Origin of the sequence: Clostridium sp. 1001275B_160808_H3, from assembly GCF_015550425.1 — a bacterium.
Taxonomy (GTDB): Bacteria; Bacillota; Clostridia; order Clostridiales; family Clostridiaceae; genus Clostridium.
In genome coordinates, this window is the sequence record NZ_JADNAT010000022.1 from 1 (window position 1) to 12,507 (window position 12,507).

Sequence of the window (12,507 nt, forward strand, 5' to 3'; positions counted from 1 at the left end):
TGATAGGTCAGAGGTGTAAGTGTGGTAACATATTTAGCTGACTGATACTAATAGGTCGAGGGCTTGACCAATAAAAATAAGAAGGAAACTCAGCAATGCTGAGTGAATTCGAGAAACAAAATCAAAGATTTTGGCTCTCATTCATGTGCAATTTTCAGAGAACACTCTGAATTATTCCGTGGTAGCTCAATGGTGGAGCACTCGGCTGTTAACCGATAGGTTGGAGGTTCGAATCCTCTCCACGGAGCCATTTAAACTCTAAGAGTTTTATAAGAGTAGATTTAAATCTATTGTTATAAAACTCTTTTTTTATTTCTATTAATAGAAATAAATGTAACTTTTTCGTAACTTTTGGTTAACAAATTGTAATGATTTGTAGAAAAAACTTCTATATAATTGAATTATAGGACAAGCAATTTTTTATAAAAATAGAAAGTGTGGTTTAATAATGAGTAGAAGTGCGATAAAAAATAAAAAAAGATTCATAACATTTATATTTGTCTTAATGGTATCAACATTTTTGATTTCATTTACAGTTAATGATTTTAGAAAAAATAATGTTATACAAGCAGAAACTGTAACTAGTAATACTACTACTAACGATAGCAATTCTAATCAAGAAAAATTAGACACTTCTAGTTCTAACCAAGATAATATAGGTAATGAGAGTGAATCTACTAAAGAAAATCAAAATAATGTAGATATCAATGTATTTGATAACTCTGAATATCTTTCATTAGAGAAAGATCCTAATGCTGATGATGCATCAAAGGTGCTTCCAGAAACTATGTATAAATGGAATTTTTATAGAGAAGATAATAAAAAAATCGCATATCTTACATTTGATGATGGACCATCTCAGCATTCTACTGAAAAGATTTTGGATATATTAAAGGTAAATGATATAAAGGCAACATTTTTTACATTAGGTAGCTCTATTGAGAAGAATAGTGAATCAGAAAAGTTATTGAAGAGAATGGCAAAAGAAGGACATTCTATAGGGAGTCATGGATACTCACATGATTATCATTTACTTTATCCAAATAGAACAGTAGATATTAATGCATTTATGAAGGATTTTGAGAAAAATGATAAAATATTAAAAGAAATATTGGGAAAAGATTTTTCCACTAGATTAATACGAATGCCTGGGGGACATGCTAGTTGGAATGGAACAAAACATCTAGATGAAGTATTAGAAAGTAAGGGAATTTTCCAAATGGATTGGAATGCGTTAAATGGGGATGCAGAAGGCAAAGATTTCTCTAAGGAATATTTATTAGAGAAGTTAAAAGAAACAGTTGGAAGCCAGGATGTTGTGATTGTGTTGATGCATGATACAGATGCTAAAAAAGGTACAGTAGAATATTTACAAAGTGCAATAGATTATTTAAAGTTAGAAGGATTTGAGTTTAGAACATTGAAATAGTAAAGGGACGGTAAAACGTCTCTTATTTCTATTTATAAGATTATAAGAGATTAAAAGAGTTAATAATATTATTATGTTTAGAGGTGATAAAATGAACAAAATATTACTAGTAGAAGATGAAGAAAGTATAAGAGCTTTTCTAAAGATAAATTTACAAAGAAATAATTTACAGGTTATCGAAGCAGCAACAGGAGAAGAAGGGTTAAGACTTGCAAGTATAGAAAATCCTAAAATAGCGGTATTAGATGTTATGTTACCAGGGTTAGATGGTTTTAAAGTTTGTAACAAACTGAGAAGTCAATTTCCAGATATGGGGATAATAATGCTTACAGCCAAAGGGCAAGATATGGATAAGATTATGGGTCTAGAGTATGGGGCAGATGACTATATAGTAAAGCCATTTAATCCATTAGAGGTTGTATTAAGGATAAAAGCATTACTTAGGAGGCTTGGAGATGAAGATAAAGATAAATTAGAATTAGGACCATTTCTCATAGATTTATATTCACAGAAGGTTTTAAAAGATAATATTGAAATAGATGTAACTCCAAAAGAGTATTTACTTATGAAAATATTTCTAGAGAATCCTAATAAAGCTTTTACAAGAGATGAATTGTTGGACTTAGTTTGGGGAGAAAATTATTTTGGAGATGCAAAAATAATAGATGTTAATATAAGAAGATTAAGAGCAAAAATTGAAGACAATGCATCAGAGCCTAAGTATATAGAAACAATATGGGGGATAGGATATAGGTGGAAATCGAAAGAATGAGAAGTATAAAGAATCAATTACTTAAGGGAATATTTATTATTATTTTCTCAACAGTAATGTTTTTAAATATTTTACTTATGATATTTGTTAGAAAATATTATTATGATAATACGGAGGATTTATTAGAAAATAGAATACAAGTTTCAATAAATTTTTATACAAAGTATTTTTCTTCAAAATCATTAGTTGAAACTATTTATGATAATATTGATACATTCTGGAATGAAAATAATGCACAAGTTGAAATTTTTGATGCTAATGGAAATTTGTTAATGGATTCTATTGGAGTTAAAGATGTAAAATTGATAAATGCACCAGATGTATCAAAAGCACTTAAAGGAGAATCAGCAAGATGGATAGGAAAGGTTGATTATTATGAAAATAAGGTCATGGCTGTTTCTTATCCGTTGATCATAGATGGAGATATAATAGGTGTTATTAGATTCATAACGTCTTTAGAGGCAATAGATGGGGTAATAACTAATATAATGATAATTTTTTCAGGAATATCAATAGCTGTTTTAATAGTAGGAGTAGTTTTAAGTATAATACTAGCCAATAGTATAATAAATCCAATAAAGTACCTGAATGAAGTTGCAGAAAAAATGGGAAGTGGAAATTTAAGTGTTAGAAGTAATATTGATAGTAAAAATGAAATAGGGCAACTATCAAACACTTTGAATTTTATGGCAAATGAAATATCAAAAAGGGAGCAGTTAAAAAATGAATTTATATCATCTGTCTCTCATGAATTAAGAACTCCTCTAACAGCTATAAAAGGATGGACTATAACTTTAAATAATGATGAGACTGATAAAGAAACATTAAAACTTGGATTTCAAATAATAGAAAAAGAAGCAGATCGATTATCTTTAATGGTGGAAGAACTATTAGATTTTTCTAGATTTATAAATGAAAAAGTAACATTGGAACTACAAAGCATTAGTATAAATGAATTTATAAATCATATAGAATCTTTTATGTGTCCTAGAGCAAATAAGGAGAATATAAACCTTAAATTTATAACAGAAGCTAATGGTAATATGTACGTAGATAGTAATAGATTAAAGCAAGTATTTATTAATTTACTAGACAATTCATTCAAGTTTACGGGTGTAGAAGGAAGTATAATTTTTACTACTACGAAATTTAACAATAAAATTAAATTTGTAATAGAAGACAATGGTTGTGGGATATCAGAAGAGGATTTGCCACATGTAAAGCAAAAGTTTTTTAAAGGTAAAAATTCTAAATCTCAAAATGGAATAGGTTTATCTATTTGTGATGAAATAATAAAATTACACGATGGAGTATTTAATATATATAGTAAGTTAGGAATAGGTACAAAAGTTGAGATTATTATTCCAATAAATAAGGAGGAATAATGTGAAGAGTATAAAAAGATTTTTATTTATAATTCTTATATTTATATTTACATTAAATATTGGTTGTAGTAAAGTAAATGGAAAAGATACACAAGCTATAAAAGCTCCTAATAATAATAACCTTAAGATAAAAGGCGTGTGGGGAATCGAGTATATTAATATATTAGGTAATGAATCTGAAAATAGGGAGGATATATTATCTTTAAAAGATTCTTTAATTAGTATTTCTGATAGTAATTTCTCGGTGTTCAATATTTCATATTCAAATGCTAAATATAAATTAAAAGTTGTAGATAAGACGTATGTTTTATCATATGAATTAAATTTAAAGCTTGAAGATATAATAGAAGGAGATTCAAAGTGGGATGTGATATCAATAATTGATTCTAATACTATTATTGGGGAATTTATTTATATAGATAATGAAAATGGTTATCTATTTTATGATGGAGCACTGTTAAAGCTTAAAAAACTAGATGATAATCCAAAAGATTTAGCCTATCAGAAGAATGTTATTAAATCAGAAGAAGGATTAGAAGATTATAATAGCGATGTAGGTATAATGTTAGGATTAAAAACTCCAAGAAAACAATCAGAAGATGGTAGTTATAGTGCCGAAACATACAAAACATTGTGGATATCATTTAAAGATAACAAATTACAACCTATATTAGAAAAGGATAATATAATTTTTCCAAGAATGAATGGGGTATGGAGTATTAAAAGTGAAGTTGTAGACAATGGGGAAAGGATTTTAGAGTACTTTACAGCACACCCACTAGATGGAAGAATAGAAATAGATTCATTAGAAGATAGTAATGAAAATATATATAAAAATATAAACTTTATATCTAACGATTATATTTCAATTGAAAAGTATGAAGGGAAGAACTTTAATAATGAATTTCCAATATATCAAACTATTCCTGTTGATAATATAAATAATGAGAATGGAATAAGTATTGAGGAAATATATTCTAATGAAGCTAAAGAAAAATATGAAAAAGACTTTAATGATACATTAGAGACTTTATCACAAGAAGAAAGAAGTTATTTAAATACAAATGTAGATTATAGTAATTTTACTATCAAAAGAATTGAAGGGAAATGGAATATAGTTGGGAAGATTCCAACTATAGATAATACTAAAGATGGAATAGATTATAGAATATCATTAAATCTAAACAAAAGGATATTAAATTATGATACTCTATTAATTTCATGGAAGGATTTAAAGGGAAAATTTCCATTTATAAAGGATGCATATACATCGCCTACTGGAAGAATGGCAATAATATTATTTAATGATAAGTTATTAGTTTATGAAATGGAAGATAGGGATATTAAAGGTAGTCCGTTAATTACTATTGACTTAAATAACAATGAAGAAGTAATAATGGCAGAGTGGGCAAGTGGTAGCTATGTAGACTTATGGGCAAAGGCCTTTAAGGGTGGAAAAGAAATAAGTATGGAGGATGAGTAGTATGTTATCAAAAAATATATTATCTAGTGTATTAGCTAGATGTCTAATAACAGGCGGAGATTTTGCTGAAATATTTGAAGAGGATACAATAGATACGTCTATAGGTATCTTGAATGGAAAGGTAGAGAATTCCATTTCAGGAAGAACTCATGGGATAGGTATAAGAATTTTTAAGGGATTAAAAAGTGTTTATGCTTATACTAATAATACTAGTTTAAATGCTTTATTAGATACCGCTCAAAAGGCAGCATTGGCACTTGGAGAATTAAAAGAGGATATAAGTATAGTTCTTAATGAAAAAGCTATATATAATAATAATCCAATTATATATATTCCATCTTCAATAAGTGCTCAAAAAAAGATAGAAGTAATGAAACGAGGATATAAAGCAGCAAAGGAATACAGTGATGAAATAACTCAAGTTTCTGTTGGGTATTTAGATAAAGAACAAAATATATTAATAGCTAATACTGAAGGATTACTTACAGAAGATAGAAGAGTAAGAACAAGATTATCAATAAGCTCTGTAGCATCTGCAAATGGAGAAAATCAAACCGGTTTTGAAGGGCCAGGAGCGCATAAAGGATTTGAATTATTTAAAGATATAGATCCAGAATATTATGGAAAAGAAGCATCTAGAGTTGCACATACTATGTTGCATGCTAAGAATTGTCCAGCTGGTAAAATGACTGTAGCAATAGATAATGGATTTGGTGGAGTAATATTCCATGAGGCTTGTGGACATTCATTAGAAGCAACTGCAGTAGCTAAAGGTAATTCAGTATTTACCAATATGCTTGGAAAACAAATAGCATCAACAAAGGTTACTGCAATTGATGACGGAACTATACCAAATGCATGGGGATCATTAAATATTGATGATGAAGGTAATAAAACAAGAAAAAATGTATTAATAGAAAATGGTATATTAAAAGGATATTTAATTGATAAATTAAATGGAAGAAGAATGGGCATGGAGGCAACTGGAAGTTCAAGAAGACAAAATTATAAATTTGCGCCTACTTCAAGAATGACAAACACATATATTGCAGCAGGCAATGATGATGAAGATGAAATTATAAAATCAATATCAGATGGATTATATGCAAAGAAAATGGGTGGCGGATCAGTTAATCCAGTAACAGGAGAATTCAATTTCGCTGTATCAGAAGGATATATAGTGAAAAATGGAGAGATACAAGAGGCGGTTAGAGGTGCGAGTCTTATTGGTAAAGGTAGCGAAGTATTAATGAATATAGATATGGTTGGAAAGAATTTAGCACAAGGACAAGGAATGTGTGGTTCTGTTTCAGGAAGTATTCCAACTAATGTAGGTCAACCTATGATTAGAGTCAAGGAAATAACAGTAGGTGGAAGATAAGGGGGGAATATAAAAGTGGAATTAAATATATTTATAAATAAATTATTTCAGGAAGCTAAAAATAATGGTTTTAATGAATATGAAGTTTACTATGTAGATAGAGAAAGTTTAAGTATAAATGTATATAATGAGGAAGTTGAAAAATATAATTTAACTACTTCCTATGGGCTATCATTTCGAGGAAAAATAAATGATAAAATAGGATATTCATATACAGAAATATTAGATGATGCTGCTATAAGAATGCTTATTAAAAATGCTAAGGAAAGTGCATTAGTTATAGAAAATGATGATGTTCAATTTATATATGAAGGTGATAAGGAATATGAAGAAGTAAGTACTTATTACAAAGCATTAGAAAATCTTCCAGCAGATAAGCTAATAAACTTGGCTTTAAGTATGGAAAAAGAGGCAAAAATTTTAGATAATAGAGTTACTAGCTTTGGAGGCTGTGGAATAGGATATAGTAAAGCTAAGTATGGGATAATTAATTCAAAAGGGCTAAATTTAGAAAATAAATCTAATTTACTAAGTGCATACGTAGTTCCAATAATAAAAAACGGAGAAGATATGCATGATGGTATGGGATATGTAACAGCTAACTCTATAGATGAGGTAGATCCGAAGAAATTAGCACAAGATGGAATTAATGAAGCTATTTCAAGAATAGGTGGCAAATCAGTTGTATCTGGTAAATATAAAACTGTAATAAATAATGAAGCTATGGTTTCAATACTTTCTACATTTGCTGGAGTATTTAGTGGTGACGCAGCTCAAAAGGGGCTAAGTTTATTAAAGGGAAAGGAAGGAGAAATAATAGCAAGTAAAAAAGTAACGCTATTAGATGATCCTCATTTAGTAAATGGGCTAGCATCAGTTCCTTTTGATGATGAAGGAGTTGCTACGAAGAAAAAGGATATAATTCATGAAGGTAAGCTTATGACTTTACTTCACAATCTAAAAACTGCTAATAAAGGAAATACAAAATCAACAGGAAATGGATTTAAAAATTCTTATGCATCACCAGTAGGAGTTTCACCAACAAATTTATATATTCAAAAGGGAGAAAAGAGTTTTGAAGATTTATTAGAAGAAGTTGGAGATGGTTTATTAATAACAGAATTTGCTGGATTACATTCAGGTGCAAATTCAATAACTGGAGATTTTTCACTAGCAGCAAAAGGGTTTTATATAAAAGATGGGAAAAAGGATTACCCAGTTGAACAAATAACTGTAGCAGGAAACTTCTTTAATTTATTAAAAGATATAGAAGAGGTGGGGAATGACTTAAAATTCCCAATGAGCAGTATAGGAAGCCCATCTGTTAAGATTAATGGATTATCAATAGCTGGAAAATAAAAGTGATTTAGATGCGTAAAAACAAATGAAGTATAATTTAAAATGATGTAGTTATTATATAATAAAGCGATAACCTCCATAGAGTAAGTAAATCTATGGAGGTTATTTGTTTATATAAAAATATAAAATTAAGAATTTCGAAGATATAATAATATGACCTTTAGTACTTAAATATAACAAATTAAATTATTTTATTATAATAGAAAAACTCCCATAAGGGAGTTTTATCCATAATTATCAATTGTCAATTATCAATTGTCCAAATAGTTGCTTCTTATCATTTTATCTGAAAGTTCAACTATATTCTTATATAGTTCTTTTTCTTCATCTGTTAAACCTTCGCCGACTACGTCTAGGTTTGTAAGTACTGCAAATGATTTATTTGTATTTAGTAAGTTTCTACCTAATGCTGTATCTATATATTTATCATTTGGTACACCCATAAGATATAGTAATGTTGGCATTATATCAACTTGTCCACCTATAGTATCAAAAGTTTTTGGCTCATTCATATCTTTTGACCAAATTATAAATGGTATAGTATGGTGGCCATTATCTAAATACCAATCTTCCTTGTTAGAAAGTTTTTCTATTGAGCTATTATAGTATTTATGGACGCCTGTATGGTCTCCTTCAATAACTACAACAGTATTATCAAGAATACCTTCCTTATCTAATAACTCAAGGAATTTTCCAATTTGTGTGTCTGTATATTTAACACTTTCGAAGTATCCACCAAGTTCATTTTTAGCTAATTCTGGATCTAAATTTAATACTCTCTTTTCTTCAGGTAAATCAAATGGTCCGTGATTAGTTAAAGTAACTGTAAATGCATAAAATGGATCTTTTAACTCTTTAAGCATTGGCACAACTTGCCTAAAGTAACTTTCATCTGATAGGCCAAGACCTATTTCTTCGTCTATGTTAAATGAATAGTAATCAACAAATTTGTCAAATCCTATTCCTGTTAAGCCATTTACATAGTTCCAGAAAGAACCCTTATCAGGATGAATTGCTATTGTATCATAGTTCTTTTCTTCTAGTAGAAGAGGTAAGGAATTATATTTAGTGGAAGGATATCTAAAGAACGTACTTCCTCTTCTTAATGGAAACATTGATGTATTAATCATTAAGTCAGAATCGGAGCTTGTACCTTCGTTTACTTGTTCATATATATTAGGGAAATATAGTCCTGTTTTTATTAATTCATCCATTACAGGAGTAACTTTTTGACCATTTACTTCCTTGCCAAGTATAAAGCTTTCTAATGATTCAACTTGTATAACTAATAAGTTTTTTCCCTCAAGAATTCCAGCATATTGATTGTTAGGTAAATCTTCTTTTTTACTAAAGAATTCATCAATTTGTGATTTTTCTTCAGTAGTTAGTTCATATGGCATTGAATCCTTATAAACATTATATAAATCAAAAATATGATAACCTAGAGGAGAAAAATATCTAGCTGTATTTGTTGGATCATAATTTGAGAATATATATCCATTTTTCACATCTTCATTTTTTAATACATATAAATTAAAGGGAACATATCCTATATATAGAATGCTAGATAATAGTATAACTATAAATGTAATAGGGGCTCTCCTTTTAATTCTTGTGTATGATTTTCTAGTAAAGAAAACAAATATTCCAAGTATTATAAAATCTATAAATAGTAAGAAATCTTTATTACTAAACATTGAAGATATAGTACCACCCATATTATCTAAATTAGCAGTTTGAGTTAGTAATAATGCTGACGGCATTGTTAGGAATCCTCTAAAGTATCCTAAGTCTAATAATATTAATAGGGTAACTAGTATATCTATAATAAATAGATATATAACTCGTCCTTTACCTTTAAATAATAAAGAAAAGCTAATAAAAATTAGAATAAAGGCATAATAATAATTAATAAATGGTTTTGCAGAGTTATATCCAAGATTTAAATTTAGAGAATAAGGATTTTGATTAACTACGAAACCTTGAAATATTATACTTTTAAATGTAATAGCTATAAGTGGAATTAAGAATAATATTATTCTTATAGCACCATCAAAGTTAAGGACCTGTGTAAATTTGTTTTTTAATTTTTCAATAAGTTTGTCCAATATATCACCTCAAATATATAAAGTATTATAACACTTATGGGAATAATACTTAAATTTCTGTACTATTATGTTAACAATACTTAAATTATAGTATAGTAGTTTTTATAAAGCAATTTAGATTTTCTTAATTTTTATAACCAACCAAAAAATAAATTTCAATATTAGAGATAATTTTACAATGAATAGTGTAAGATAAATACAATATGTTATAATATCTATATGTTTTATTTAACATTTATGGAGGTTATATATGCTTCAATATGATTTAATTATAATTGGAGGGGGAGCATCTGGACTTTCAGCTGGGGTTTCTGCTCTGAAAAATGGAATTAAAAAAGTATTAATTTTAGAAAGAAATAATGATTTAGGTGGAAATTTAAACTTATTCATACATAATGGGTTTGGAAGATATTATTTAGGCAAGGATGTAACAGGACCGGAGCTTGGAAGTCAACTTATTAAAGATTTTAAAGCACTAGGTGGTATGTATAAATTAAATACTGAAGTTTTAGAAGTAACTAAGAATAAGGTAGTTTCATATGTGAATCCTCAAGATGGGATTCAGGAGCTTGAAGCAAGGGCTGTAATATTAGCTTCTGGATGTAGAGAAAAGTTTACAGGGAACATAAATATACCAGTTCATAAATATACAGGTATATTTACTTTAGTTTCAGCACACAGGTTAGTTAATCTTCAAGGGTTTCTTCCGGGGAAAGAGGTTATAATTATTGGAAATAATAATTGGTCTTTAGTTCTTGCAAGAAGGCTATTAGTAGAAGGGGCCAGAGTAAAATCCATTATAGATAATTCTAAGAATGGATTTTTAGATGAAAATAGTAGTGAATTTATAGATGGATTTGATATAAATATAATAAGAAATCATCGTGTAGTTGAATTATATGGTAATGAGAGAATAGAAAGTATAGATATTAAAAGTATAGAGGATGAAACTGTGAGAAATATAGGTTGCGATTCTTTAATATTAACGGTTGGATATTGTCCAGAAATATCCTTTATAAGAAAAACAAATATATTGTTAAAGGATTATAGTACTTTGATAGTAAATAATTATGAAACTTCGGTTAATGGAATATTTGCTTGTGGAACTATATTGAGTGGAGATAAAGATATTTTTAATAGCGGAGAAAATGGTGCTCATGTTGGAAAAATAGTAGCAGATTATATAAAGAAATATATGTATTAAAAAATATGGATAGTATGCATTAAAGTGTACTATCCATATTTTTTAATAATTGTTTGAACTCATTAAGCAATAAATTCTGACCATTATTATTTAAATGAATACCATCGATAAAAATATTATTGGATGAAAATTTAAATGTTAAGCTATAAAAATCAACATAGGTAACTGTATATTTATTACAAAGTTCAATTATAGACTTTCCTAATAATTGTAGTTGCTTTTCACAATAATCATATGTAGAAGATTGCATAAAAAGCCTATAAGCATCTTCTTTTATTATTATTGGTGGAATGCCTATAATAACATCTTTAGTTATAGTTAAGGCTTCTTTTAACATTAATTCTAAATTATCTAAAACAGAATCTAGAGATCTATTAGAAAGAAAGTCATTGGTTCCTCCCATTATAAAGATTTTCTTTGGGGAATATGAAATAACATCTTCCGTAAATCTATTTAGCATATCTGTTGTTGTATTTCCATTTATGCCTTTATTTATTATATCTAAAGGTATAAATGGGTTTAAGCTTTCCACCCAGTTATTATTTTTGTTTACACCATATCCATAGGTTAGGCTATCTCCAATAAATACAAAAGAATTTTTTTGCAATTTCAATCTCCTTTCTAAAATAGTTTATTAAAGCAAGACCTACAAATTAATGTTTTACCACCATTTGCTTTAATTAAATCCGTATCGTTAATTTTTTTATTACAAAACTCACAAATCATTGCAATATTATCATTATTGGCTGGTTTATTTTCTGTTTTATTTTTCTTTAATTGTTTATTACTAGTATTTCTAATAGGTGAGTAGAGTTTTTTTATGGAATGCTCTTTTTTTGGTAAAATAGAATAAGAAACTTCATATTGACTTTCTCCATAGAATTCTAGTTCAAATCTAGGATTTTCTTTATCATAAAATTCTTCTGTAATAATTCTAGTTATTTGGGCATCATTAACAATAAGGCCGCTTTTTTCGATTCCATCAAAAATACTTTTAGTTATGTTTGCAGTATCAGGATGCCTTTTTTCGCTTTTATAATAAACCTTAAGAACCGCAATAAGTGATTCCTCTAGGATTACATTTGGATTTTGAATTCTAGCATAGTAGGCAATTTCTTCTTCATAAAGTGCATACCTATCATGTGATTTTCCAGTATTATATGGAAGGATTGCTCTACCATCCTTATTATGTAGTTTAAAATTAGATTTAGATATGGGGGATCCTGGTACAATTACTTTTGCATAAGAATTCATTATGTAAACTCCTTTAAATAATATTAATATATCCTTAAAAATCCATTAATTCTAATAAAAAATAATGAATAATTTTGTCATTCATTATATAATAAACAATGATAATAGTAAGCTATAAGCTTTATTTTAATA

10 protein-coding genes and 1 tRNA gene are annotated in these 12,507 nt (G+C 28.1%); 8 read left to right on the forward strand and 3 right to left on the reverse strand.

Features of this window, described 5'->3' with window-relative positions; translation table 11 throughout:
• Positions 1-175 precede the first annotated feature (175 nt).
• The 7 genes from I2A75_RS14490 to I2A75_RS14520 all read left to right on the forward strand — a co-directional run bounded on the left by I2A75_RS14490 (position 176) and on the right by I2A75_RS14520 (position 7,809).
• Positions 176-250: transfer RNA gene (locus tag I2A75_RS14490), tRNA-Asn, on the forward strand.
• 198 nt (positions 251-448) lie between these two features.
• Entirely contained in the window at positions 449-1,429 is a 981-nt protein-coding gene (locus I2A75_RS14495; protein ID WP_195265785.1) for a polysaccharide deacetylase family protein, read from the forward strand.
• 91 nt (positions 1,430-1,520) lie between these two features.
• On the forward strand, positions 1,521-2,201 hold the full coding sequence (locus I2A75_RS14500) for a response regulator transcription factor (RefSeq protein WP_195265787.1): 681 nt from the start codon (positions 1,521-1,523) through the stop codon (positions 2,199-2,201).
• Positions 2,198-3,586 carry a HAMP domain-containing sensor histidine kinase gene (locus tag I2A75_RS14505; protein WP_195265789.1) on the forward strand — a complete coding sequence of 463 codons (1,389 nt, stop codon included), beginning with the start codon at positions 2,198-2,200 and terminating at the stop codon, positions 3,584-3,586. Before I2A75_RS14500 ends, I2A75_RS14505 begins: the two co-directional genes overlap by 4 nt.
• Before the next feature lies 1 nt (position 3,587).
• On the forward strand, positions 3,588-5,069 hold the full coding sequence (locus I2A75_RS14510; protein WP_195265791.1) for a hypothetical protein: 1,482 nt from the start codon (positions 3,588-3,590) through the stop codon (positions 5,067-5,069).
• Position 5,070: 1 nt separating this feature from the next.
• Entirely contained in the window at positions 5,071-6,450 is a 1,380-nt protein-coding gene (locus I2A75_RS14515) for a TldD/PmbA family protein (protein ID WP_195265793.1), read from the forward strand.
• A 15-nt stretch (positions 6,451-6,465) separates the two neighbouring features.
• A complete protein-coding gene (locus I2A75_RS14520; protein WP_195265795.1) occupies positions 6,466-7,809 on the forward strand; it encodes a TldD/PmbA family protein in 1,344 nt (447 codons plus the stop codon).
• 251 nt (positions 7,810-8,060) lie between these two features.
• Here the strand turns inward: I2A75_RS14520 and I2A75_RS14525 are convergent, their stop codons facing one another.
• On the reverse strand, positions 8,061-9,905 hold the full coding sequence (locus I2A75_RS14525) for an LTA synthase family protein (protein WP_195265890.1): 1,845 nt from the start codon (positions 9,903-9,905) through the stop codon (positions 8,061-8,063).
• A 262-nt stretch (positions 9,906-10,167) separates the two neighbouring features.
• Between I2A75_RS14525 and I2A75_RS14530 the strand changes: the two genes are divergently transcribed.
• Positions 10,168-11,121, forward strand: a complete 954-nt coding sequence (locus tag I2A75_RS14530; protein WP_195265797.1) for an NAD(P)-binding domain-containing protein — start codon at positions 10,168-10,170, stop codon at positions 11,119-11,121.
• A 19-nt stretch (positions 11,122-11,140) separates the two neighbouring features.
• Here the strand turns inward: I2A75_RS14530 and I2A75_RS14535 are convergent, their stop codons facing one another.
• Both I2A75_RS14535 and I2A75_RS14540 read right to left on the reverse strand, forming a co-directional pair.
• Entirely contained in the window at positions 11,141-11,728 is a 588-nt protein-coding gene (locus tag I2A75_RS14535) for a GDSL-type esterase/lipase family protein (protein WP_195265799.1), read from the reverse strand.
• 14 nt (positions 11,729-11,742) lie between these two features.
• On the reverse strand, positions 11,743-12,375 hold the full coding sequence (locus I2A75_RS14540; protein ID WP_195265801.1) for a RusA family crossover junction endodeoxyribonuclease: 633 nt from the start codon (positions 12,373-12,375) through the stop codon (positions 11,743-11,745).
• Positions 12,376-12,507 lie beyond the last annotated feature (132 nt).

Coding starts and splice junctions, on each gene's coding strand:
- I2A75_RS14495 (WP_195265785.1), top strand. CDS start 449: ATGAGTAGAAGTGCGATAAAAAATAAAAAAAGATTCATAACATTTATA.
- I2A75_RS14500 (WP_195265787.1), top strand. CDS start 1,521: ATGAACAAAATATTACTAGTAGAAGATGAAGAAAGTATAAGAGCTTTT.
- I2A75_RS14505 (WP_195265789.1), top strand. CDS start 2,198: ATGAGAAGTATAAAGAATCAATTACTTAAGGGAATATTTATTATTATT.
- I2A75_RS14515 (WP_195265793.1), top strand. CDS start 5,071: ATGTTATCAAAAAATATATTATCTAGTGTATTAGCTAGATGTCTAATA.
- I2A75_RS14530 (WP_195265797.1), top strand. CDS start 10,168: ATGCTTCAATATGATTTAATTATAATTGGAGGGGGAGCATCTGGACTT.
- I2A75_RS14540 (WP_195265801.1), bottom strand. CDS start 12,375: ATGAATTCTTATGCAAAAGTAATTGTACCAGGATCCCCCATATCTAAA.